This is a genomic window from Paenibacillus tritici, assembly GCF_013204885.1.
Classification (GTDB): Bacteria; Bacillota; Bacilli; order Paenibacillales; family Paenibacillaceae; genus Paenibacillus_AQ; species Paenibacillus_AQ tritici.
Genome location: NZ_JABMKX010000022.1, coordinates 14,165 through 39,283, shown reverse-complemented (window position 1 = coordinate 39,283; position 25,119 = coordinate 14,165). Strand labels below are relative to the sequence as shown.

General features: G+C 54.0%; 19 protein-coding genes. 7 read left to right on the top strand and 12 right to left on the bottom strand.

What is annotated here, in order from left to right; genetic code table 11:
- The first annotated feature begins 12 nt into the window (after positions 1–12).
- Positions 13–1,002: an aldo/keto reductase family protein gene (locus HQN87_RS28085; protein ID WP_173140041.1), complete on the top strand. Its 990-nt coding sequence runs from the start codon at positions 13–15 to the stop codon at positions 1,000–1,002.
- A gap of 20 nt (positions 1,003–1,022) precedes the next feature.
- On the opposite strand, the gene HQN87_RS28080 is transcribed toward HQN87_RS28085, so the two are convergent.
- Positions 1,023–1,907: a LysR substrate-binding domain-containing protein gene (locus tag HQN87_RS28080; protein ID WP_173140039.1), complete on the bottom strand. Its 885-nt coding sequence runs from the start codon at positions 1,905–1,907 to the stop codon at positions 1,023–1,025.
- Between the two features lie 254 nt (positions 1,908–2,161).
- Between HQN87_RS28080 and HQN87_RS28075 the strand changes: the two genes are divergently transcribed.
- Genes HQN87_RS28075 through HQN87_RS28065 form a run of 3 tightly spaced genes read left to right on the top strand, consistent with a single transcriptional unit; the run spans position 2,162 to position 3,742 of the window.
- Positions 2,162–2,581, top strand: a complete 420-nt coding sequence (locus HQN87_RS28075; protein ID WP_173140037.1) for a MerR family transcriptional regulator — start codon at positions 2,162–2,164, stop codon at positions 2,579–2,581.
- Positions 2,578–3,108 (top strand): hypothetical protein, encoded by a 531-nt coding sequence (locus HQN87_RS28070; protein WP_173140035.1) that lies wholly within the window; start codon positions 2,578–2,580, stop codon positions 3,106–3,108. The genes HQN87_RS28075 and HQN87_RS28070 overlap by 4 nt, the downstream gene beginning before the upstream one ends.
- A 28-nt stretch (positions 3,109–3,136) precedes the next feature.
- Positions 3,137–3,742, top strand: a complete 606-nt coding sequence (locus tag HQN87_RS28065; RefSeq protein WP_254075702.1) for a P-loop nucleotide/nucleoside kinase family protein — start codon at positions 3,137–3,139, stop codon at positions 3,740–3,742.
- A gap of 741 nt (positions 3,743–4,483) precedes the next feature.
- Here HQN87_RS28065 and HQN87_RS28060 read toward each other — a convergent pair.
- The 8 genes from HQN87_RS28060 to HQN87_RS28025 all read right to left on the bottom strand — a co-directional run bounded on the left by HQN87_RS28060 (position 4,484) and on the right by HQN87_RS28025 (position 16,664).
- On the bottom strand, positions 4,484–5,401 hold the full coding sequence (locus HQN87_RS28060) for a hypothetical protein (RefSeq protein ID WP_216857476.1): 918 nt from the start codon (positions 5,399–5,401) through the stop codon (positions 4,484–4,486).
- Positions 5,402–5,445: 44 nt separating this feature from the next.
- The gene (locus HQN87_RS28055) at positions 5,446–5,940 is read right to left on the bottom strand and encodes an RNA polymerase sigma factor (protein ID WP_173140031.1); all 495 of its coding nucleotides are present in this window, start codon (positions 5,938–5,940) and stop codon (positions 5,446–5,448) included.
- Between the two features lie 208 nt (positions 5,941–6,148).
- Positions 6,149–8,800 (bottom strand): family 16 glycosylhydrolase, encoded by a 2,652-nt coding sequence (locus tag HQN87_RS28050; RefSeq protein WP_173140029.1) that lies wholly within the window; start codon positions 8,798–8,800, stop codon positions 6,149–6,151.
- Positions 8,801–9,497: 697 nt separating this feature from the next.
- On the bottom strand, positions 9,498–11,087 hold the full coding sequence (locus HQN87_RS28045; RefSeq protein WP_173140027.1) for a response regulator: 1,590 nt from the start codon (positions 11,085–11,087) through the stop codon (positions 9,498–9,500).
- Positions 11,088–11,089: 2 nt separating this feature from the next.
- Positions 11,090–12,928, bottom strand: coding sequence for a sensor histidine kinase (locus HQN87_RS28040; protein ID WP_173140025.1), 1,839 nt, complete (start codon positions 12,926–12,928; stop codon positions 11,090–11,092).
- A gap of 158 nt (positions 12,929–13,086) precedes the next feature.
- Positions 13,087–14,757, bottom strand: coding sequence for an extracellular solute-binding protein (locus HQN87_RS28035; RefSeq protein ID WP_173140022.1), 1,671 nt, complete (start codon positions 14,755–14,757; stop codon positions 13,087–13,089).
- Between the two features lie 44 nt (positions 14,758–14,801).
- Entirely contained in the window at positions 14,802–15,686 is an 885-nt protein-coding gene (locus HQN87_RS28030) for a carbohydrate ABC transporter permease (protein WP_173140020.1), read from the bottom strand.
- A 57-nt stretch (positions 15,687–15,743) separates the two neighbouring features.
- On the bottom strand, positions 15,744–16,664 hold the full coding sequence (locus HQN87_RS28025) for an ABC transporter permease (protein ID WP_173140018.1): 921 nt from the start codon (positions 16,662–16,664) through the stop codon (positions 15,744–15,746).
- Positions 16,665–16,812: 148 nt separating this feature from the next.
- Here HQN87_RS28025 and HQN87_RS28020 point away from each other — a divergent pair, with 148 nt between their 5' ends.
- The gene (locus HQN87_RS28020) at positions 16,813–17,559 is read left to right on the top strand and encodes a glycoside hydrolase family 16 protein (RefSeq protein WP_173140016.1); all 747 of its coding nucleotides are present in this window, start codon (positions 16,813–16,815) and stop codon (positions 17,557–17,559) included.
- Between the two features lie 6 nt (positions 17,560–17,565).
- On the opposite strand, the gene HQN87_RS28015 is transcribed toward HQN87_RS28020, so the two are convergent.
- Positions 17,566–18,540, bottom strand: a complete 975-nt coding sequence (locus HQN87_RS28015; RefSeq protein ID WP_173140014.1) for a phosphotransferase — start codon at positions 18,538–18,540, stop codon at positions 17,566–17,568.
- A 519-nt stretch (positions 18,541–19,059) separates the two neighbouring features.
- A complete protein-coding gene (gene lacZ / locus HQN87_RS28010) occupies positions 19,060–22,173 on the bottom strand; it encodes a beta-galactosidase, LacZ type (protein WP_173140012.1) in 3,114 nt (1,037 codons plus the stop codon).
- Between the two features lie 132 nt (positions 22,174–22,305).
- On the opposite strand from lacZ, the gene HQN87_RS28005 reads away from it, so the two are divergent.
- Both HQN87_RS28005 and HQN87_RS28000 read left to right on the top strand, forming a co-directional pair.
- Positions 22,306–23,127 (top strand): AraC family transcriptional regulator, encoded by an 822-nt coding sequence (locus tag HQN87_RS28005; protein WP_173140010.1) that lies wholly within the window; start codon positions 22,306–22,308, stop codon positions 23,125–23,127.
- A gap of 95 nt (positions 23,128–23,222) precedes the next feature.
- Complete coding sequence (locus tag HQN87_RS28000) at positions 23,223–24,128, top strand: hypothetical protein (protein WP_173140008.1); 906 nt, start codon at positions 23,223–23,225, stop codon at positions 24,126–24,128.
- Between the two features lie 106 nt (positions 24,129–24,234).
- Here the strand turns inward: HQN87_RS28000 and thiD are convergent, their stop codons facing one another.
- Complete coding sequence (thiD, locus tag HQN87_RS27995) at positions 24,235–25,047, bottom strand: bifunctional hydroxymethylpyrimidine kinase/phosphomethylpyrimidine kinase (protein ID WP_173140006.1); 813 nt, start codon at positions 25,045–25,047, stop codon at positions 24,235–24,237.
- Positions 25,048–25,119: the final 72 nt, after the last annotated feature.

Here is a 25,119-nt window from a genome sequence, read left to right as displayed (position 1 = left end):
GGAGGTAAGAAGATGGAATATCGGAAATTGGGAGCTAGTGGTTTATCGGTTAGTGAGATTGCTTTTGGAAACTGGATTACGCATGGGGCGCAAGTGGATAATGACACGGCCAAAGCATGTGTCCATGCTGCATTGGATGCGGGAATTACTACATTCGACACCGCAGATGTATATTCGGATACGAAGGCGGAGACGGTGCTGGGGCAAGTCTTAGCAGGAGTGCGGCGGGAAAGCATCGAGTTATGTACCAAGGTCTATCAGCCTACAGGAACAGGCCCCAATGACCGGGGATTATCCCGGAAGCATATCATGGAAGCTTGTAACTCCTCGTTGAAAAGATTGCAGACGGATTATATAGATGTTTATTATGCCCATAGATTTGACAAGAAGGTATCGCTGGAGGAGACCTTCCTGGCATTCTCAGATCTGGTGCGTCAAGGGAAAGTTCTGTATGTGGGGATCAGCGAATGGACGGCGGAACAGATCACACAAGCAGCGGTTTTGGCCCGGGAGCTGAAGGTACCTCTGGTCGCTAGCCAGCCGCAATATTCGATGTTATGGCGGGTGATCGAAGCGGAGGTGGTCCAGGCTTCCGAGCGGGAAGGGATCGGGCAGGTCGTCTGGTCACCGCTGGCCCAAGGCATTCTTTCCGGGAAATATCTGCCGAATCAACCTGTTCCGCAGGGGTCCCGCGCTTCGACCTCGGCGGGTTCTCCGTTTTTTGAACGATTGGCTGGGCAGTGGCTGCATACAGAGGTTCTTACGGCGGTATCCCGGCTGTCCTCGCTTGCACACGAAGCGGGGCTGACGCTGCCGCAATTGGCCATCGCCTGGGTGCTGCAGAATCCGCAGGTGTCGTCTGCAATCATCGGGGCATCCAGACCAGAGCAAGTACAAGAGAATGTTAAGGCTTCAGGGGTGCGTCTTGGACCTGATTTGCTGGGTGAGATCGACAGCGTACTGGAGGGACTGGTTGAACGTGATCCTGCGAAGACCGGCTGAATCACTCTGTTCGCGCACTTTTACCTGAAATTATGATCTTGTAAAATCTCTACAAATGCAGAGATGATGGCCTGATTCGTATCCGTTCTCCAGGCAGCATAGAAGGGGACAGGCGGCACCTTGTCTTCAAAGGGTCTGAATACGACTCCGCTGCGCTGGAACACGGAAACCGAAGAAGGGACAATGGAAACCCCGAGGTTCGCTGCTACAAGGTTTACAATGGTATACATTTGTACGGCTTCCTGTACAATCTGAGGGTAAACATCATGTTCTGCGCAAAAACCCATAATAAGATCATGAAAAGGAAGCCCGTGCTTACGCGGAAAGAAGATAAAAGGCTCGGCACGCAAAGCGGAGACGGGCAATACCGGCAGTTCAGCCAAGGGATGCTGATCAGGCAATACGGCAACCAGAGTTTCGTTGATCAAGCTGCAATGGTTAATATTCTTGGCCGGCTCAATGAAGCGCATGAATCCAATATGGATAGTACCGTCATGCAACGCCTGCCATTGCTGGGCAGAAGTCATCTCCAGCAGGTTCAGCTGTATTTGAGGGAACCTTTGCCGGAATATTTTGAGCACATCGACCATGATTCCGCCCTCTGCTGAACCGATGAATGCAATGTTCAAATGTCCAATGATGCCTTGGCTGGCCAGTCGTACAGTTTGAATAGACCGCTCCAGTTGAGCTAAGATCCGGGTGGCTTCCTCCCAAAAAACAGATCCCGCCGGTGTGAGGCGGACTTGACGTTTGTTCCGTTCAAACAGCTTCACACCCAGCTCTTGTTCCAGAGCTTGAATCTGCTGGGTCAACGGAGGCTGTGTCATATTTAATTTCTCTGCGGCACGATGGAAATGAAGCTCTTCCGCAACCGCAATAAAGTATTGTAATTTTCGTATATCCATTGTTGTGGTCCTCATTCCCGGCGAATAAAGATTTGACGAGTCGTGAAAGCTGCTGTTACATGAATTTTTACAGGCAGTTCCCCTATTCCTCTTGGCATTATAACATATAAAGGAGAGCGGGGAGGGCGGCAGCCGGGGAGCAGAAATCCCATGAAAATGTGAGCGGTGTCTTATTGACATTGCCAAAAAGTTACACTACACTGTAACCGATACAGTATAGTGTAACTTTTGTTTTAATAAGAAAGGTGAGTACTATGAATACGTACACGGCGAAGCAATTGGCTGAGATGCTGCAGAATGAAGATCCGCAGATGAATCTGCGGACGGTCAGGTATTATACGCAGATTGGAATGCTTCCCCCTCTGGAGCTGGCCGGTAACAAGCGGGTCTACACGGATAATCATCTGCATTTTTTACGCGCCATACTTGTATTGTCCAAGAGTGGTGAGACGCTGGCCTCGGCGCAGGAGAAGTTGGCGGGCCTGCCGATGGAGGAATTGGTTAAAATTGGGGAGAATCTGCGGATGTACCAGTCGGATCAGCTACTGCGGAACGAAACGCATGTTGTCAGTGAGGATGTGATTCTCTCGGTTAGTCCGCGCATCTCACCGGTGCTGAAAGAAAAGATGATTGAGACCGTCACCCGATTACTTCAAGAGGAGGGAGACATATGATCCAGGTCCGCTATGCCAAATCTGCCATGGAGAACGAAGAAGGGATGAATCATCTCTGGATTCAGATGGTTCCGCCGGGGCCTGTGCAGAATGCCCGCTTGCAACTCCTTCTTCCGCCAGGACTTCACCGGTCGCGTAATCTGAGTGGTGTAGATGAAGACAGCGACGGGGTGATAAGCATCGGGAATACGTTGACTGTGACAGATGTATTCATTGAGATTTTCACGCTGGAGCCGGTCCCTTGCGGAGAGCATATCATTCAGGTTGAGCTGTCTTACACAGGTGCCGATGGAACGGTAACCCATGTGAAGCAGGAAACCATGCTTAAGGTCGTATCCGAGGAAGAGTCGGCGGAGATTTGTACGGATGATGAAGTGGTGCGCAGAATCAAAGCGCTGCAAGGGGTATGCGGTAGCAGTGAACTGAGACAGTACAACGAGTACACCCCCTCCAAGCTGATTAGGCTGGACTCTAGCCAGGTGTCGGAATGGGAGAAGAAGTACCGCGTCGAAGGGGCCACCCGATAAGGAATGGAATCTACAGGCAGGGGAACCTATGAATTATGAGAACGCCGGGGATGTTTTGCCGGAGCGGGAGAGGATGATGGAAATGAAATTGCCATTGTTTATTATCACGGGAGCAAGCGGCGTAGGCAAGACAACGGTTATGCACGAGCTGAGGAAGCAGCTGCCTGAATTTGTGCTGTTCAGTACGGATGATGATCATTTCGGAACGACAGGGAAGAAGCTGGAGTATCAGGACCGCTACAACCTGCTGCTGCATGCTGCCCATGCTGTTGCTTGGTCTGGACGAGGGACGGTGATCTGCGGGACTATGATGCCATGGGATGCGGAGAAATGTGATGTTTACGATGCGTTTAGCGAAGTTCACTTTATTAACCTGCATTGTGACGATGCCACCCGAAATGCCCGCCTGCGGGGCCGGGAGGATGCGGCGACCTGGACAGAGGACATGCTTAGGCAGCATGAGGTATTTGCCCAGTGGCTGCTGGATCATGCGGAGACGGATTATGATCCGCCGATGCCTACCTTCGACTCGGCTTCTACGCCGCCAGCCCAGTTAGCGGAGCAACTCAAGGAGTACATTACGTTGAAATGGCAGGAGAGTGTCGGGAAAGAGGAGAAGAGTAAGGTTGAATGAATGTGAAGCTGGAGAAATGAAGAGCAAGCGGATGAAGAGCTTATGGATAAATGAAGAGCAAACGGACAAATGAAGAGCAAAGGGTAAATGAAGAGCAAACGGACTAATGAAGAGCAAACGGACTAATGAAGAGCAAACGGTAAATGAAGAGCCAGCGGCAAATGAAGAGCCAGCGGTAAGTGAAGAGCAAACGGTAAATGAAGAGCCAGCGGATAAATGAAGAGCCAACGGACAATTGCCCGTTGGCTCTTAAAGTAACCGCACCTTATCGCCCCGATCGTCCCCGAACCTGATATCACACCTCGATGAGGTCCCCCCGCCTGCCTTGCCAGTAGGAAATAAGTTGATTGGAGTAGTTGGATACGCTCAGGAGGAGGGTTAGCTGAAGTAGTTGGATTTCCTCCACTTGCTGATGGCCGATTAGGTAGCTGCTACAACAACAGTTGGAAAAATGGCACTTAAATCTGCCCAGTTCACCCACAGTAGCGAAAACTAACTTTATTAGATGCTGTTTTTCCACTTGCTTCCGTATATTCCGGAGAAAGGGGCGAATTAAGATACCTTTTTCCATTTGCTTGTTGCCGGGGTGGGGATGGGGATAGGTGGGGCGGGGAGAGCTGCTCGGGTTCTTCCCGGGTTCTCCCTGCCTGTAACTTGTGTCACCCGATTGGACCGTCACGGTACCAAGAGATGTCAGTTTTCTGCTCTTAATCCTTTCACTGTTCGCTATCCGGCAGCCGCTTAAGGCTTCATGCTGTTCCACAGCGCCTGGAATGCCCCGGACTCAACCTCGAAGAATACGGGAGCCGTGCCGTAACGCACAAGCCCCTGACCGAATAAGGTCAGCTCCACCCGGGCTTTGTTATCGAGCTCCAAGTAGATAATCTTGCGGTCTTCGCTGTCATAGATGCCTTGCTCTGTCAGCGGCTCCGCTGCCAGCGGCTTCGCAGTCATGAGTGCTGCAAGGAAGCCGTCCCGTGCTGCCCCTTCCGGCAGCGCCAGATATTGCTGCTGGCCGTTATTCCAGCTGCTGAAGCTCTCCCACTTGGCAGAGGCGATGTGGCCTTCGAGATTCAGCTTGCCGAACAGATCGGCGCCGCTGTTAATCGTAATGCCATTTGTGTGTTCGTACAGCTCCGCGAACACCTGGCCGTCAGCCTCCGTATAGGACATGACCATGAACCCGGAATCATAACCCTTGACGGCATAGATATCTGTCTCACCGATGTTCGAAGCCAGCTCGATATATTGATCCTTGCCGCTCCATTCGTCGATTCCGCTGGTCGTCCGGCCCAGCTTCTCGCCGCGTAGTGCGGCGGCATCGGCCGCATCAATGCGGGTCGCGGCTTGCGTATAGATATTGCCTTTGTATACGACAAGTCCGACCATATCTACTGCAACGCCGGTACTCTTATCCGGCAGCTCGATCTTGGGAATGACTATCCCTGCGGAATTGCCCGGTGCAGGCGTGCCTGGATCTACCTGGGCCACCTGACCCGGGGCAGACGTTCCATTCAGCTTCTTCATAATGTCCGGTCCGGCCAGACCGATTCCGGCAGCAACCAGCAAGCTTGCTGCGAGATAGGCCATTCTACGCGGACGGCGTTTCTGTTCCATTTTATTGACCAGTCCTTGCTTCATCGTTTCATTTGATTTCATAGTATCCACCGCTTTCTTGTATGTTGTCCGAAATTGTTCTTCCTTCACTCCGGTTCCGCTCCTTCCAGCTCCAGTTTTAACAGCTGCCGCCCACGCTGTAGTCTCATCTTCACGGCAGACTCGCTGATTTGCAGAATCCTGCTGATCTCCTGGATGGGGTAATCCTCGTAATAATACAGATGAATCACAGCCTTATACTTCACTGGCAGTGCCAGCACGAGCTGCAGAATAGCCAATTCTTCGGGGTTATCGGACGTTACCGGCTCCACGCCTTCGAGCTTGACCTCGCGCTTGCGCCAGCCTCTGCCCAGCAGATTCTTACAATGGTTGGTAATTACACGGATCAGCCATGCTTTCTGATGTTCGTCATCCTTGAATACTGGAGCTTTCTCCATCAGCTTGATGAAGGTATCCTGAGTTGCTTCTTCGGCATCCTGGCGGCTGCCCAGATGAACCAGGGCAATCCTGTACAGCATTTCAGCATAGACTTCGTAACTTTGTATCACATGATTGCCCGGCCGGGTCATGGGTTGCTGCATGAGGTTATGCCCTCCTTTATCTATAACACCCTTTAGGACGGCATTCGGTCACATTTTGTTTCCGGTAAATTCTAATTGCTGCATTCCTGTTGTCCGGCGCACAAAAAACAAGGGAGGAAGAAGTCCTGAGACTTCCTCCTCCCCTGTGACAGAGGTCATATGAAGCGGCTGCACATCCGGTTACTTATCTGTTCAGGCCGTGCTGCGGTTATTCGGGGGTTCCCTGGGTCACCCCATGCACATATGTCTGCCAAGGGGAATCCAGCGCCCCTTGCCCTGGATTATAGGTGAAGGAGTACTCCACGGTATCCCCTTGCTGTAGGTTATTTACCGCATAGGTATAATTACCGTTACCCGCAGAGGTCATAGCCACGTTCTGCTGGCCGCCGTTGTTGATTTTGTAATGCAGGTCCGCGAAGGTAGCGCCGTTCACGTAGAAGAGCAGGTTATTTCCAGTTTTTTTGAGGCCGCGCACCTGATCGCCGATCACAATGACCGCCGGAGACGGTGCGGTCACGGTAATGGTGCTGCTGGCTGTTTTGTTACCGTCCGCTGTTGTAGCCGTTACGGTTGTTGTCCCTGCGGCCAGCCCGGTGACGAGACCGCTCTGGCTTACAGAGGCGGTATTACTGTTCGCAACGCTCCAGGTAACCTGCTTGTTGGTCGCACCGGACGGCGTCACATTGGCAGTCAGTTGGACGTTCTGTCCGGTCTGCACCTGGGCAGTAGCAGGAGTGACGGAGACACCGCTGACGGAGACGTTGCCCGGATTACCTGGGTTCCCGGGATTCCCGCCGCCGCTGCCTTCCTTGTACACCCGTACATAATCTACCAGCATCGTTGCCGGGATATCGGCTGGAGCAGGGGAGAGCCCGCCGTCGAAATGTCCGCCGACCGCCAGATTCATAATCAGGTAGAAAGGCTGGTCGAACGGGGCGTTCGGATTGTTCGGTGCAGCAACGGAATACCACTGCGCTCTGTTGACCTTGAAGAAGAATTTGCCGTCCACATACCACTTGACGTTGTCTTCTTCCCAGACCATAGAATACACATGATAGTCATTGGCAAAAGTCTGGCCCTGCGGGAAATGATATTCACCGGCAATATACTTGTTCACAGGCCATTGTCCGCCGAAGTGTACGGCGCCGCTGGTCGTGCCGGGAAGCCGTCCCTTGGCTTCCATAATATCAATTTCACCGGAAGCCGCCCATGCCCCGTAAGCGGCATCCTTCGGCAGCATCCAGAGTGCGGGCCAGATCCCGTTGCCTGTCGGCAGCTTGGCACGGATATCTACTCTGCCGTACTGGAAGGACAGATGATCCTTGGTGTTGATTTTGCCGGAGGAATATTGTGCATACCGGTTCGGGTCCTGCGGGAAGGACTTCGGATCGTTCTTGGCCCGGATATTCAGTTGTCCGTTCTGGACAAATACATTCTCGGTACTATTCGTATAATGCTGTAGCTCGTTATTCCCCCAGCCCCAGCTATTGGGGTCATTCGTAATATAGTAGCCTTGTTCATAATTCCATTTGCCGGTATCGAGCGTGGTCCCGCTGAACTCATCCTGCCAGAGGAGGTTCATGCCGGCGACAGCCGGGTCTGACGGGGTTCCCAGCGTAATATCTTCCTGGTCGCTCTCATCCGGTCGAGGAGCATTCGGATTGCCGGTGAAGGTGTAATAGACATAATTGCTGCCGACATTTCCGCCTTGCTGCCCGTTCAGCGGATAGCCGATGCGGATCTCCATATTTACCTGGATCGGCTGGAACCACAGTCCGTAGACATGATCGGCCCAGTAGCCCCACTGGTTGGCGGCGGACATATTGTTGTAGCCGTTACCGGCGTAGACGAATCCGCTCTGGCCGGAATTGCTCAGATCCACCCACTGGCCGCCGGTTTTGATCTGATAGACGAATTTGCTAAGCTCGGTGCCAATGGGTGCGCCCCCGTCAATCTTAGGCAGGGGGAAGCCGATGGAGCCGCTGTTATCTGCGGTGTAAGCCGTGCCGTCATAGGCTGTCAGGACATATGAATTACGGACCGGCTGATTGAAGGTGATCGTATAGACGAGACTGGCGGAGGAAGTCTTCGAGGCCAGCTTGACGTTGATGGATTCGGTTACGGTGAACCAGTACCCGCCGCCGCCGTCGGTGAACTGGCCGAAGTTGCTGTCATAGATCCAGCCGCTCGCTGCATTGTTGTCAATGTCAATCCAGGTGCTGCTGCCCACCGGTTTCACGAATACTTTGAGATCATCTGCCACGGCTTCATAAGTTAAGGCCGGATCATTGTTGAAGGTGGGGTAGGTGAAGCCTGCACCGCCCGTAAAGCCTGCTGTAATCTGCGGCCCTTGGGTAGGTGCCATTGCGGAGATCGTGGTTGTGTTCAAATTCTGAAAGGCAAGGGTATAGTTCAGCGTAACTGCACTATTCGCTTTGGAGTAGAGCTGGATTTCGGTTGTCGCCGAGAGGGTGAACCAGTAGCCGTTCTTCCCGCCGTCGCTCCAGTGTCCCCAGTTCTGGTTGTAGACGTAACCGCCTGCGCTGTCGATGTCTACCCAGTTGCCATTTACTTTCACTTTGACGCCCACATCATCCGACACATCACTCCAGGTGGCCGAGCCACCGTTGAACACAGGCATAACGAAGCCATAGCTCGCTTGCCCGACGCCGGATTTGGAGATTACAGGACCGTCTGCTGCTGAGAAATAAGTCATGGAGCTGACCGTTACACCTGCTGCGTCCGCCTTCTGAATTCTTGAAGCAGGTAACAGGCCGGTGCCGGCCAGCATCACCATAACCAGGAACACACTGAGTACCATCTGCATGAATCCGTGATCCCTAAGCTGAAGTCGTTTCATACTTGCCCTCCTTTAATTAAATGGTAGTGAAGGTAACCGCTTACATATGAGAGAACATCTTTATTCTATCGAATCTTATATACCGCTAAAAGGGACAATCCTTTTTGTTATGACCCAATTTTTTGTGTTCTGCTGCAAGTGAAGGGCTGGCGCGGGGCGTGGGGAGGGAATGTAATCGGAAAACCGAACACAATTGGACTGGACGCGCCATGGAGGCCGAATGTAATCGAAAAACCGAACACAATTGGACTGGACGCGCCATGTAGGCCGAATGTAATCGAAAAACCGAACACAATTGGACTGGACGCGCCATGTAGGCCGAATGTAATCGGAAAACCGAACACAATTGGACTGGACGCGCCGCGTAAGCCGAATGTAATCGAAAAACCGAACACAATTGGACTGGACGCGCCACGTAGGCCGAATGTAATCGAAAAACCGAACACAATTGGACTGGACGCGCCGCGTAGGCCAAATGTAATCGAAAAACCGAACACAATGGGACTGGGAGCGCCGCGTAAGGTGAATGTAATCGAAAAACCGAACACAATTGGACTGGACGCGCCATGTAGGCCGAATGTAATCGGAAAACCGAACATAAGTGGCCAGCGCGAGGCGTATGGGCTGAATGTGCGCACATATTTTTGGAGAATGAACTGGGGATTCCGCTTAAACAGAGGAGCGTCCACCCCAGTGCTCACGTTGATCTTACCTCGAAATCGTGGGTGTCCCGGTAATCTTCTTCCCGTTCCAGCTTCCGGCGGGTCAGCAGACGGTATTCGGTGGGCTGCATATTCATGGCTTCGCGGAAGGCCCGGGTGAAGCTTTTGTAACTCTCATACCCGACCATGGAGGCAATCTCCAGGATTCTCTGGTCGGTCTCGGCCAACAGGCGCCGGGCTTTGTCCAGCCGCACATCACGCAGGTATTCGGCGAACCCCTTGCCGATATTCTTCTTGAACTGGTTGGAGAAATAAGCATAATTCAGCGAGACATGGTTGGAGACCATCGCCAGATCCAGCGGCTTGTGGTAATTCTCGTGGATGAACCGGATGGCCTCGTTCAAGTCCTGGGAGCTGCGGTAGCTGCACTTGTAATCGTAGTAGAACTGGTTCAGCCGCAGGAGCTGCTGCTGCAACGCCTGAATGTAATCGCGGATGCCGGGATAATCGAACAGGTTGCGCAGGCACTGGAGATCGAGCGCTTCTTCGCCCATATATGGACGGATGACACGCTCATACTCCTCCATCATCTGAACGACGGCACGGCACAGCTGCTGGGTGTAGCGGATATGGTAACGCTGCAGCACATCCTTGTGGAAGAGGCCGGAGATCCCTTGGGCAATGCTGCCGCTGTTCTTGGTGCCGGCCAACTGGAACAGGGCATACAACTCCTCATAAGGAAGCTCCCATTGCTGCTCCAGCCGCTCGATGTGCCGGGGGAGAAGGCAGCGCTTCTCCGGAAAAAGGAAGCTGTGGCGGTATAGCTCAACTCCCTGCGTATAGCTGCCCGGCAGGCTTCTTAATCCCTGCTGCGGGCCGGTCATGGCGGTAATCACTTCAACCTGCTCAGCGGCGAGCGCAGCCGGGAAGACATCAGGATCAACGGCTGCATCCACCGCCAGAATGAGATAAGGACGGTGCTGGAGACAGATACAGCCCTGTCTGCCATATACCCGATAGGCAATGGATTCTATGCTATGGCTGCTGCTGGCCCCCGGCTGGTTAATCCACAGCTCCTCGCGCAGCAGGCAGAGGCGGTAGCTGCGCCACAGCTCCGTGTTCTGCTGCTCGGTCTCCGCAATCCAGGTCTCATCTCCCGCCGCACCCTGCATATACATGCGCAGCTCCTTGCGGTCCGCCTCCCGGGCCAGACGGGAGAGCTGTTCGAGGCTGCTGGAGAGCGACCTTCGCGTCTCTATCTCCTGCCAGACATGCTCTACCGAGGCTTGCAGATCCTCGCGCTTCACGGGCTTAAGCAGATAACCTTTGGCCCCCAGCCCGATGGCCTTCTGGGCATAGGCGAAATCGCTGTAGCCGCTAATAATCAGGTAATCCACTGTCAGTCGTTCCTGACTGGTCTGCGCCATAAGCTCCAGGCCATCCATATCCGGCATACGGATATCGGTAATTACGAGCTGGATGTCGTGCTGGCGCAGCAGCTCCAGCGCTTCGATTCCATTGGCAGCGCTGTAGATATGGCCGGGCTGCAGCGGGAATTGGCGCAGCATCGCCTGCAGCCCGTCGCGGATATGCTTTTGATCGTCCACAATCAGAATGTTGATCATGTCTACCAACCTCCAAGATTCACATTTTCCCAGGGCAGCCGGATGGTTACAGAGGTATAGGCTCCTTGTATGCTGTCGATCCAAAGACCAGAGTCGCTGCCGTAGTGCAATTGCAGGCGCTTATGTACATTCTCCAGCCCCAGGCCGCTATTGCTGCTGATAATCGGTGTGTCCGAATGGCCGAGCAGTACAGACTGCAGACTGTCCAGCATCAGCGGATCTACTCCGGTACCGTTATCACGGATCTCGATCAGCAGCAGGCTGTCCTTCTCTACACGTACCGAAATGCCGATATGAACACTGCCACCCGAGGGGGCCGCATGGTGTACGGCGTTCTCGACGATGGGCTGCATGCACATTTTGGGAATATTATAGCGCTGCACCTCAGGGGGAAGGTCCGCCGCGAGTTCAATATTTCCGCCCTCCATGAAGTTGATGAACCGGATGTAGCTCTGAATGTTGGCCAGCTCTTCACCGAGGGTAACGGTGTCGCTGCGCCACATCATGCTGTAACGCAGCAGCGAACCCAGCGACACAAGGGCACCGGCAATCGCAGGCTGCTGCTCAACCTCCGCGCGCATTCTGATAGACTCCAGCGCGTTGTAAAGGAAATGGGAATTGATCTGTGAGTGCAGGGAGTGGAGCTGGGCGTTCTTGGCGATTAGCTGCTTATCCACCACCTGGGTCATCAGGCGCTGGATTTCGTCCAGCATATTATTGTAACTGACCGCCACGTAGTCGATCTCGTCACCGGTTTCGTTCTCCCGGAGTCCCGTATCAATCTTGGCATCGAGCTGGCCCCTGCGCACCTTGCGCATGGAGACCAGCACCTTCTCCAGCCGGCGGAAGATCCGCCGGGTCATCCGGGAGACGAGCAGCAGCATCAGCAGCAATACACAGGAGGTGACGGTGATCACGATCAGGTACCAGTTCCGCGGGCCCTGCATCATCACCTGGCGGGAGGCGATATCGACCACATAGGCGTTCAGCGGAGCAATGTAACGATACAACGCATAGTAGGTCTGATCCCCGGAATGAATCTTAATCGGGGTCTTCTGCTCCAGCACCTCCAGTTGCTCATGAACCCCGGTCAGGATGTCGTCCAGCTTCTCCCCGGCCTTCTGCGGGAACTCATGCCCCGGGAGGTATACATTGCGGGAGGCATCCGAGCCGTCCATGATCACCGTGAAGAAATCCCGCCCGCTGTCCTCCAGCAGATCGCTGAAAAAAACACTGTGCCTGGCGCGGATCTCCATAATGGTCGGGAGCTTCTGCTGTTGGCCCTGAAGCCGCACCAGCCTGTAGTAAGACAGCGTATCACTGCCATCCCTGAAGGAGAAAAGGCTGAAGGCGGCGCCGCCTTCATCGCGGAGCGTCATCCAGTAATCCTGCGGCCGGAACTTGGAATAATGATAGATTTCCGGCCAGATCTCATACACCTCGGGGTTATCGACATAGAAGCTCAGCGAGCTGATCATCTCATGGCTTTGAATAATATTGTGCATTTGCTCATACTGGTTCTGCTTGAATTTCACGAGCCGCAGACCCTCTCCGCGCATATTGGAGTGAATGAAATCCACAAATGCCTTTTGGGTCAGGGCGGTCGCGGAAGCGTTCTCAAGAATGTCCATCCGGCTGCGCAGCCGTTCGTTCAGCCGGGCGACATGATTGCTGCCTTCCGCCATGGCTTCCTTGTAGAGCTGACTCTCCTGGGTGCGGATGAACAGGAAGGAGACCACAATGGCAGGGATAGCAATCATCAGGCTGAAGGCCAGGAAGAGCTTTTGCGAGATGCGGGAATTGCGGTATAGCCGCCTTGCGGTTGTCAGCGTAGCCTTCATCTGGAATCCCTCCCATCCCAGTAATATAGCACAGATTACCAATCGGCTGGTAGGGTATAAGGCATTGCAGCCTGAGGCGGATTCCTATCTAAGCAGGGAATACCGGCAGCCCTTCCGGCCGCCGGTACACAGTAGGTTATAGGGGTTATTCCTTTTCCTTATTCCGCCATTTTGGCCTTGCGGGCATCCAGCTCCGTCTGGCGGAACTCCATGACCTGCGCGAAGCCGTAGCTGTCGCGGCGGGAGAGGAAGATCTCGAAGATTTTGTCAAAAGCCGCTTCGTCCTTGGCCGTAATCAGCTCAGGCAGCACTTCCTCCCAGTTCTGGGAGATGCGTGACCAGGCAACCGCCACCTCGGAATCGCCCAGCGGGTCGAGCCCCTTGTAGATCCCGCTGTCGATATCGGCCTGTGCGTTGGCGAAATCCTCCATCTGCTTGATCACAGGCGCTTTCTCCGGTCTCCACTGGTTGACGATGACCGGATTGCGCATCATCCAGTAGGTGTCCAGAATGCCGTATTCCTTCTCCAGCTTCTCGATATTGCTGCCCAGCATGTCTGCGAATTCGGCCTTCAGCTGCGGCTTGCCGTCCACGTTATCCCAGGTTTCGCCTTCCTTGCCGAGGAACAGGTCACGCTGGCCTTCTTCACTGGCGAGGTAGGTCAGGAAGCGGATCGCCCGCTCCGGATTCTCAGTGGACTTGCTGATCATCGTCACCATCCAGCCGTCCATGTTGCCGGGGAACAGCTTGGCGCTGTCGCCCTTGCTGTTCTGTGGCCCGTCAACTGCGATGTAATTGGAGTCCGGATTTGCGCCCGCAGCCAGCATCGGATTGACAGCGGTCATGCCGGTCCATTCGCGGATCATCATGAAGTAGCGGGCATTGTTCGTTTTCTCTTCCACCTGGGTATCGGAATCGACCAGGAAGTCCACGTTAATCAATCCGCGCTCGTAAGCGGTGCGGAAGGTCTTGAGCCAGGCGATATAATCGGGATCGGTCATGCGGTCATAGATGCTGCCGTCCTTTTCATGCGGAACGGCCAGCAGATTCTGGAGATATTCCGTCATCCCGTAAGGGACATTCCCCTGGGCGAAAAAGGGGCTGATCGGCTGACCCTTATACTCGGCATATTTGTCCTTCAGCAATTGCAGCGCCCCCAGGAAGCCGTCAGGGGTACTGAGATCCGGTCTGCCCATCTCCTCATACAGATCCTTTCGAACGAGGAAGGTCTGGTTGGCTGCGGTCATACCGGTCTCATGCATCAGATTGGGGCTGTAGGAATCATTCGGAACCCCGTAGGTGTTGCCGTTCTCCTGCCGGTACCACTTCAGCGTACCGTCTCCGGCGACCTTGAAGAAGTAGGGATCGTACTGATCGGCCAGTTCATTGAGGGCATAGACATGATCGCCTTCCCACAGCTTTTTGACGGCGGTCTCCCAGGAACCCATGGTGATGAGGTCCGGCAGCTTGCCCGAGGTCATCATCAGCGTGATTTGCTCATTCGCTTCACCGGAGGGAACCTCCAGCTTGACGTTAACACCTGTTTTCTCCGTGACATATTTGGAGGCGAGGCTCTCGCCCCAGGTGTGGGCATACCAGTTCGCGCCAACGAACCAGGTTAGATCTACCGGACTGGTATCGAGCTTCCAGGCAGGCTCATCACCGTTCAGCTTGGCTTCGGCCGACGGCGAGGGCGAGGCTTCAGCCTGCGGTGCAGCCGTTGGGGTATTCTCCTTGCTTGCGGAATTGCTGCTGCAGGCGGCCAGCGTTAACGTTAAGGTTACGGCCAGCAGAGTGGCTAAGACGGGTCTTACAGGTTTGCTTTTCACGGCAGAATCATCCTTTCAGTATAGAGTTCAATGGAATGACTGGGTTAGCCCTTAATCGCGCCGATCATCACGCCCTTGACCAGATAACGCTGAATGAAGGGGTAAAAGATAAGGATAGGCAGCGTGGCCACCATCATCGAGGCGAATTTGATCGAATTGCCGGGCAGCCGGGCACCGAATTGGGCCATCGCCTGCTGCTGCATGAAGGACATGGTGTTCTCGGCGATGATTTTGTACAGCATCGTCTGCAGCGGGAGCAGCTCCTGAGAATGAATGTAGATGACGCCCTGATAATAATCATTCCAGTGATAGACCGCAGAGAAGAGGGCGATAGTGGCAATGACCGCCATGCTGTTAGGCAGTACAATCCGGAACAGCACACCGTAATCCGAGGCACCGTCGACCTTGGCGGATTCCTCCAGGCTGTCCGGAATAGTGCGGAAGAAGCTCATAAATATAACCATATTGAAGAAAGTATACATGGACGGGATGATGAACACCCAGAAGCTATCATACAGGCCCAGCTTCGTCATGAGAATGAAGGAGGGAATCAGCCCGCCTGAGAACAACATCGTAATCAATGAGATTTTGAGATACAGCTTGCGGCCCATGAGACTCGATTTGCTCATTCCGTAAGCAATGATTGCAGTGAACAGCACATGCACTACCGTTCCGATTACCGTACGCAGCGTTGTGATGTAGAAGCCGTTCATCAAGGTTCTGTCGTTAAAAGCAACACTGTAGCTGGCGAGTGACAGCTCTTTGGGAAACCAGTTGACGGTACCCAGCGAAGCCTGCGCCGGTGAATTCAGCGAGTTGACGAGCACGAACCACATCGGGTACAGCGTCAGGAAGCAGACTGCCAGCATCAGCAGGGTGTTGATAAGATCAAAAGCGCCAATCCGCCGCAAACCTCCGCGTCTTGCCATGAATCTGTTGTCTCCTTTCCAGGGGGAGTCGGCTTCGCCGCTCATAATCCGTTTCTCCTAAAAAATACTGTCCCCCGTCAGCTTCTTGGACGTCTGATTGGCTAACAGGAGCAGTCCCAGCGCGACAATCGAGCGGGCAAACAGGACTGCGGTGGAGAAGGAGTGACGCCCGGAGACCAGCCCCATGTTATAGATGTAGAGGTCCAGACTCTCCGCCATCTTCATGTTCATATTGTTCTTCAGCATGAAGATCTGCTCAAAGTTGCTGCCGAGAATTCCGCTGACGGCGAGGATGAACAGAATCGCAATCGTGGGGCGGATGCTCTGAACCGTGATATGCCACATCCGTTGCCAGCGGTTCGCTCCATCGAGTTCGGCTGCCTCATACAGCCCCGGATCAATGCCGGCTATGGCTGCTATGTAGATGATGGCACTCCAGCCGGTCTCCTTCAGCGTATCAGTGAAAAAGGTAATCCACCAGAAGTACTTAGGGTCGCTGTTAAACAGGATCTCCCGGTCCTGAAGCCCCAACGCCAGCATCAACTGGTTGATTACACCGCCCTCGCCCAGCCAGTTGAGTGCGATGCCGCCGAAGATCGTCCAGGCAATGAAATGGGGCAGGTAAGAGATGGTCTGCACCGTACGCTTTAACTGGAGACTGCGGATCTCATTGAGCAGCAAAGCGAAGAAAATAGGGATGGGAAAACCCAGCACGAGCTTGATCGTACTCATGCCGAGGGTGTTGCGGATTGAACGCCAAAACCGGTCATCTGTGACGAAATCCTGAAAATGCTTCAGACCGACAAATGGAGACTCCAGCATGGGCTTGGCGATACTGAAGTCCATAAAGGCAATGATCAGCCACAGCATAGGGACGTAACAGAAGATGAACATCCAGAGGATGCCCGGGATCACCATGCTTTGCAGCTGCCATTGCCTGAGAAGCGCTTTCATTTGTTCCGTTCTCGTGTGGAACATATCTTGTGCCCCCTTCCTCTATCATCGTATGAGAAAAGGGCTGAGGAAAAAAGGCCATGATTATTGACCCTATCCCAATTTTTTGGATTCCGCCCACGGGGGCCGGAAATTCATTATGCTGTGATTAAACGAAAGGAGTGTGCAGTGGATGAACAAGCTTGTATGGGAGCAGGATTTCACAAGTGAAGCGGCGGATTTGAAGCTCTGGAACATTCGCCTGGGTAACGACCTGCTGGACAATGACGGGAATCCCGTATTTCCGGGCTGGGGCAACGGGGAGCAACAATTCTATACAGGGCATCGGGGGAATCTGTCTATCGGAGAGGAAGGATTGCAGCTATGTGCGCGCCGCGAAGTGACGGAGCAGGAGGGGCGGAGCTTCGAGTATACCTCGGCACGGCTGGATACGAAGAACCATTTCGCTTATTGCTACGGCAGGCTGGTCGTGCGCGCCAAGCTGCCGGTAGGGCAGGGGCTCTGGCCTGCCATCTGGCTGCTTCCGCAGGATCAGGCTTACGGCCCTTGGCCTGCCTCCGGTGAGATCGACATCCTGGAGGCGAAGGGCCGCCTGCCCAGGCACATAGCGGGGACGCTGCACTATGGGCCGGATCTGGAGCATAAGGTCGTCGAAGAATTCACCCATGAGCTGGAGCGCGGAATGATTGATGAGTTCCGGGAGTATGCGCTGGAATGGGACGAAGGCTCCATAAGGTGGCTGGTAGACGGGCACTGCTTCGCGGAGCGGCGGCTGGAGCCGGGTGTCATGCCGTTTGATCAGCCGTTCTATCTGCTGCTTAATCTTGCTGTTGGCGGGTGGTATGATCATGTGGAAGTGGACTTAGCGGTTTTTCCGGCCGTAATGACTGTGTCAAGTATCCGGCTGTACCAGAATTGAGCCCGCTCAAATTCCGGCAAGAAGATCCTCCAGGCGGTCCCAGTTGGCGGCGACCCAATGATTTTCGTGGCGGAACCTTATGAGCGGCGTGAATTCATCCGGCTCAGGAACCGCGATCCATTCGGCTTCTCTCCACCAGGTTAATTTAATGGAGCGGATCAATTTGCTGAGCGGTAAGGGACTATATTGGCGGTAGCCTGTTACAAAGGCCTGAACGCGGTCCAGCCGGAGCTGATTGTCTGACAAGGCGCAGGAGAGGAGGGGCCGGGAGATATCGAATTCAGGATAGATGAAATGCAGCCTGTCGAAGTCAATGAGGGCCGCTACCTCATCTGCACGGAATAGAATATTATCCACGAACAGATCCCGGTGTCCCCAGCCCCGCTCGCAGTTTGCGAAGATTCCGGTATCCATTCCATCAATGATCCGCCGCTGAAGCTCAAGTGCTGCAACCGTTTCGCCATTATGAAGGGCGGTGGCCTGAAGGTATCTTTTCTCCCAGTTGCTCACCATAGCTTCTTGGGTCCGTATATTCCAGTGGAGCGGCAATGGAGTCAGATCTGTGTTCAGCACCTTATGCATCCGGCCGACGACGCTCCCCAGTGTATACATTTGCTGCACCGTTGCCGAGCCGGGCGCAATACTGTGTCCGTCACATAGTTTCATCAGCACATACCGTTCCTGTGAAGGCGTTCTCAACACATAGTTGCCCTGATGGGAGAATAACTTCGGAACCGGGAGTCCTTGCAGGTGCAGCCGATCCTGATGGGTCAAGGAGACCTCAAGTCCGCGGGTAAGGTGCTCCGGGTAACGGACCTTGCTGTACTGCTTCACGAACAAAGGCCCGTGGTCGCTTGCGAGCTTCCATTTCAGATTCAGGAACCCCTGATTAATCTGCACAGCTTCAGTGACATGTACCCCGAAAAATTCAGTAATGGAGCCCAGGATTTCATCCCGGATTCTTGCGGCGGTGTCTGACATACCATATCTCCTCACCAGGGTAATATAGGGGCTGGGTAAGCGAAGTGTTCACACTAGTGTAAGCTTTGTATTCTTGCGATATGACTTTATTTTCGCCGGAGTGAGGAGATAATTCAAGATAAATATTGGGCGGGAAAATGAAGGGGGAATGCAGCAGTTTACCGTCCGGTTGATCTATGTTCATAGATGAGTGAATGCAGCAAGCGGGTTCTTAAGATTCAGCCTGCATAGGCTCAAATGTTGTACAAATTGCAGCTTGGTTTCCTGGATAAATAGGTGTTGGGACAGATTGTTGCAGGAATTGCAGGAATTGTCCCGCTAAGCTGCTTGGAGAAGGGGAGAATGCTGCAATTTATACAACAACTGTGGATTATAGCGGCAATCATAACGGAAATGTTGCAATATGAGCATGATTTGGTAATGGGCAAGCAAAAAAGGGGTGTCCCAAGCCGCAGTAACTGCTGGGGACACCCCTTAATTGAAATATAACTCTATCCTTCTATTTCCCGCTGAGGCGGTTTATAGCAGGGACAGCTTGAACTTGAAGGCATAAGGACGGTTAGCCGGCAGGGTGAACTGCTCATGGGTTGGAGCACCCCAGCTGTCGTCGCCGCCGACGCCCATCTGCTTGTAATTTACACGCAGCACCGTTCTGCCGGACGCCGGAAGCTTATAGCCGTGGTCGCTGGCCTCAAGCTCGGCGGGAGTCCAAGGAAGCGCATTGACTTCGATAGGGACAGCGCTCTCCACGGACAATCCTTGTCCTTCACGGCCTGCGGTGACGGAAGCAAAGCGGACATCCGTCTTATTGCCGCACTCCTGAGGGCGGAGGTAATTCGTGAATTGCTCACTCACCTTGCCGGTATAGCGTCCCAGCTTAGCTCCGGCTTGCCGGTCCCAGTAGTTCTCATGCGGCCCGCGGCCGTACCAGGAGACCGTGTCCAGGCTGCTGTCCAGCTCGAAGACCAGCCCGAATTCCGGGATCTCCGGCAGGCTGCCGCTGCCCGGGTTAAGCTCTTGCGCAATCTCGACAGAACCATCTGTACGAATCTCATAATGAACACGCAAGGTGGATGCCGGCAGTGTATCCAGCAGGTAGTCAACGGTTACGAAGCCGAGGTTGCCTTCAACCCGGCAGCTGAATCGGGCCAGCTGGCGCTGGTAAGAGGCTTCCTTCCAGCTGGCGCAGCGCTCCGGATGCTTGTTGCCGAGATCGTTGTCCGTTACGGCTCTCCAGAAATTGGGTCTGACCGGTGCAAGCAGATACTCCTTCCCGGAGGACTTCAGAGAGGTCAGCGCGCCGGTGGCAGTCTCGAAGGAGAGTGCAAAGCCATTGCCCTCGAAGGTCAGGAAGCCATCCTGCTCGTTCACCTGTAGCGTACTGCCTGAGCTATCCGGGTTGCCGGATGGAATGTACGGTGAGAGTACGAACTGTTCCCAGGCAATCTCATGCTCTGGAGCCGACCAGGAGGTTGCCCCGTCTTGAACCAACGACAGGGTAAGCACAGCTTCCTTATCTGCCTCCAGCAGGCCCCAATCCAGCGGGATCGTGAAGCTGGCTGCTTCGCCGGGTGCTACGGAGAGCGGCAGCTGTCCTTCACGGGCAGTCTCGCCATTCAGAGCGAGATTCCATATCAGCTTATAGTCTTCCAGGTCTGTGAACAGGAAGTTATTGCGGGCCTGGAAACGTCCGCTCTGGAGATCCAGCGCTGTAAAGGTGACGTTCTGGTAGCATTTTTTAACCTCGTAGAGCTTGGGAGTAACGGTCCGGTCCGCGAACAGCAGCCCGTTGCCGCTGAAGTTGCCGTCATGCGGCTTCTCCCCGAAATCCCCGCCGTAGGCCAGGTAAGAGATCCCTTCGGGAGTGGAAGTGCGGATCGCTTGATCCACCCAGTCCCAGATGAAGCCGCCCTGGATGCTGTCATATTTGTCGAACAGCTCTGTATAGAGATGCAGACCGCCGCAGGAGTTCCCCATAGCATGGCTGTATTCACACAGAATGTACGGCTTCTGCGGATTGCTGAGTGCGTACTTCACCACATCATCGGGCTTGATATACATGGTCGATTCGATATCACTGGCCGCTTCCGAAGGTCTGTAATGATAGATCCCTTCATAATGTACCGGACGGGTCGGATCGGCTTCCTTGAGATAGTCGTACATCGCCAGGAAGTTATCGCCGCCGAAGGATTCGTTGCCGAGCGACCAGATGATCACAGACGGGTGGTTCTTGTCCCGCTGCATCATGGAGTTACAACGGTCGATTACATTCGCACGCCATTCCGGGCGGCTGCCGGGAACATTGCCGTCGTGCAGCTCCTGCTGCCCGTATTGCCAGGAGCCGTGGGTCTCCAGGTTCGTCTCATCAATGACATAGAGACCGTATTCGTCGCAGAGCTCGTACCAGACGGATTGATTCGGATAGTGGGAAGTCCGCACGGCGTTGATATTATGCAGCTTCATGAGCTTGATGTCGGTGATCATGTCCTCTTTGGAGAGAGCACGGCCGGTATCGCAGGAGAATTCATGGCGGTTGGTGCCCTTGAATACGATCCGTTTGCCGTTGATCTTCATCAGGCCGTCCCGGATCTCGAAGGTCCGGAAGCCTACTTTGCAGCTAAGCGCTTCCAGTAGTTGTCCCTGATCATCCTTCACCGTAATCAGCAGGGTGTAGAGGTTAGGCTTCTCCGCGCTCCACTTCTCCGGATTACTCACCGCTGCGGACAGCTTCAATTCCTGAGTGCCATCCTGCTCAAAAGCAAATCCGGCTGACAACGGCGCTGTCCATATCGGCTGCTGCTTACTATCGTACAGCTGTACCTCTACCGAATGCGCCGCGATGATGCGGTTATCATAATTCTCCACCTTCAGGTCCACCTGGAGCTGCGCATCGGTGAAGCTCTTGTCCAGCTCTGTGCGGACGAAGAAGTCGGCAACCCGCACGGAAGGTGCGGTATACAGATAGACATCGCGGAAGATTCCGCTCAGCCGCCAGAAGTCCTGGTCTTCGAGCCAGCTCGCATCGCACCAGCGGTAGACTTCAACGGCAAGCTTGTTCTCGCCGGGAAGCAGGTAGGCTGTGATATCGAATTCTGACGGAGTGAAGGTATCCTCACAATATCCGGCCAGTTCACCGTTCACCCATACATAGAAAGCGGATTCCACACCCTGGAAGCTGAGGAACACAGGCTGGCCGTCCCAATCCTGCGGAACACTGAATGTACGGATATAAGAGCCTACCGGATTGTATACTGTCGGTGCATACGGAGGCTTCAGATCCGGCTCGGATACTTCCCAAGGGTAACGCACGTTAGTATATTGAGGATAATCATACCCCTGGAATTGCCAGTGGGAAGGGACCGTAATCTCTGCCCAATCCGCTGAGTCATAGCCGGTGGTATAGAAGTCTTTGATCCGCGCATCTGCGGTCTCGGCGAAGGCGAATTTCCAGGTTCCATTCAGAGACTGGTAACGGGAAGAGGCTTCTTTGTTCCCCTGCAGGGCATCGGCTGCTGCCGGGAAGGACATCATGGAGGCGTGTGCATCTATACGGTTCAATTGAAAAATCTCGGGATTATTGTTCCATTCGGGATATCCGTTGGCAGGCTGCTGATACGAGAGTTTGTTGCGCAAGTTAACATCTCCTTATATTGTTATATTCATATTATAGAATGGGAAATGTTCTGGGTATATATAATGATTTTATTCGGATATAATAGAATATGAAACTAAGGGATGCCAGTTTGCATCCGGAGGGAGGCTGCTATGGACAGTAAGATGATCTTTTGCGAAATGGAAGATATGCTTCTGCTGCCCCTGTATGCCATGACCATCGGGTATTGGGAGCATCAGGGCGAGATGTCCCGGCCTGCGGGCTTCCCGGATTATCAGCTGCACCAGGTTCTTGGCGGCAAGGGTGAGGTGATTATTAGGGGAAAATCCTATATTGCCGAGGCGGGCGATATCTTCTGTCTCTACCCGGATGTGCCCCACTCCTATACGCCGCTTACCCGCGAATGGGAGCTGGCCTGGATCTCCTTCAACGGGAGAGAAGCAGCCCAGATGCTGCTATACGCGGGAATACGGGAGTCCGGGGTGGGACGTCTCAGAGCAGAATCCATCCTTGCTCCGCTTGAGGAGATGCTTACGCTCTCCTGCGGCAATGAGCTTCAGGACAATATGGAGCGTGCCAAGCTGCTGTACGCGCTACTGCTTGACCTGAAACGCAGCCTGCTTCCTGCCTCGAATGCAGACAATGAGCTGGAGCGGGTGAAGCCGGTGCTGCAATATATTGAGCTTCACCTGCACCGTCCGCTGCTGCTGAGGGAGCTGGCCGAAGTAGCGGAGGTCTCCCCGCAGTATCTGTGCCGGCTGTTTCAGCGGACGGTCCGTGAGCGGCCGGTGGCCTATATTAACAAGCAGCGGATCAACCGGAGCAAGCAGCTTATGTTCAGCAGCCGGGGGCAGCGGATCTATGAGATTGCCCAGCGGGCAGGGTTCGAGAATGTCAGCTATTTCTGTGCCGTGTTCAAGCGGGTCACCGGGATGCAGCCGGAGGAGTGGAGGGGGCTGCACGGCCTGGACTAGGCTGGCAGGCCCCTTTTATAGCGCGAGTGGAGAATACAGGGCGAAGTCTGTTAAAATAGAATTACTGTATCATACATATCAAAGGAGAACTGAATGTGAACGATAACCTGAAGCAAGCGTACGTGCGGTTAGACTTACCTGAAACCGTAACCAGAGAGGAACTGAACAAACGGTTCGATCTGCTCCTGAAGCGCAGACGGGCCCTTTCAACGGATGAAGAGATAGCAGCGTATGAGGCGGATTTCCGGGCGTACAAGCTGATTCTCGATACCTGGGATGAGCAAGAGATTCAGCAGGCTGAAGATGAGCGGCTGGCCAAATACGGGCGCTTCTCCGGTACGGCAAGCAAATGGGAGACCTTCATGCGGCTGTACAAAACCCATGTGATTCTCGGCATTATCGGTGTGCTTGTGCTGATCTTCGGCGGGAAGGCGCTCTATGATAACTACCAGCACCGGCAGTATCTCGCTTCTCTGCCTCCGGTGGATGCGACGATTATGTTCATTGGCAACTTCGGAGCCAAGGATACCAGCGGCAAAACAGATGAGCTGGAGAAGGCCATCGTCGCTGCTTATCCCGAATGGAAGCGGGTCGAGGCCAATATTGTGTATCTTCCCCGGACCGGGGAAGGCTCCGATACGCTGGATATGAACCACATGCAGAAGGCTGTAGTGGAGCTGGCAGCGAACCGGCCGGATATCCTCATTCTGGATGAGGCTACCGTCGATTGGATCGGCGGACAGACAGGATTCCAGAATCTGGAGCCGATTACGGCGGATGGCAAGCTTGCCGCTGACGATACGCGCATGAAGTGGGGAGTCAATGAGGAGACCGGCAAAAACGAACTGTTCGGTGTCGATATTCTCAAATCACCGTTCATCTCCGCCATGCCTATTGATTATAATGCGAAGTCCATTATTATCAGCGTGCTTGGCGAGAGCAATAAGGATAAGCTGATGGCCTTTGTCAAGCATATAGCGGAGGAACCCGCAGTTAAGTAGGACACGCAACAAGAAACAAAGAAACCTCTCTTCGAGGGCTGTTCACCCAGCCGTTACGAAGAGAGGTTTTTGTGTACGGGTATTTAAAATTGTCAACAGTCCGGTCTTACTGCTCCAGGCGGTAGCCGCCATGGAATACAGGGCCGACATATTGGTTGAAGGCATAGCCGTTACGGATGGCGGCGGACACGAAATCCTTCGCTTTAACGACAGCTTCCTTCACCGACAACCCGTTGGCCAGTCCGCCGGTAATCGCGGCAGCGAAGGTGCAGCCGGCTCCGTGGTTGTGGGCAGGCTCAATCTTCGCCGTCTCCAGGATAACATATTCGCTGCCGTCGAAGAAGATATCAATTGCTTTATCGCCGCCCAGCGCTTTGCCGCCCTTGACGACTACATTCTGTGTGCCGAGCTGATGAATCAGTCTGGCAGCTTCCTTCATCTCTTCAAGGGTAGTCAGCTTGCCCAGGCCGGAGAGAACACCGGCTTCGAACAGATTCGGTGTAGCTACAGTAGCCAGCGGCAGCAGCAGATCGCGGATTGCATTGGCGCTCTCCGGGTTCAGCACTTCATCTTCGCCTTTGCAGACCATTACCGGGTCGATCACGACATTGGTCTGGAGGTTGTTCTTCAGTGCCTCTTCCGTCACCTGAACAATCTCCACGCTGCCCAGCATACCGGTCTTCATGGCATCCACTGGACCGCCGGCGAAGATGGTCTTGAGCTGCTCGGCAACGATTGCGGCATCAATCGGATATACATTATGATGCCAGCCCCGGTCAGGGTCCATCGTAACAATGGTAGTCAAGGCACTGAAGCCATAGGTGCCGTATTCCTCAAAGGTTTTGAGGTCAGCCTGAATGCCTGCGCCTCCACTGGAGTCACTGCCGGCAATAGTTAGCGTCTTAATTATTTTTGACAAAGCAAACGTCCCCTTTTGGTATATGGATAGTATGCTGCTTATTATAACAAAAATCACGGCCGGAGTCCGCAA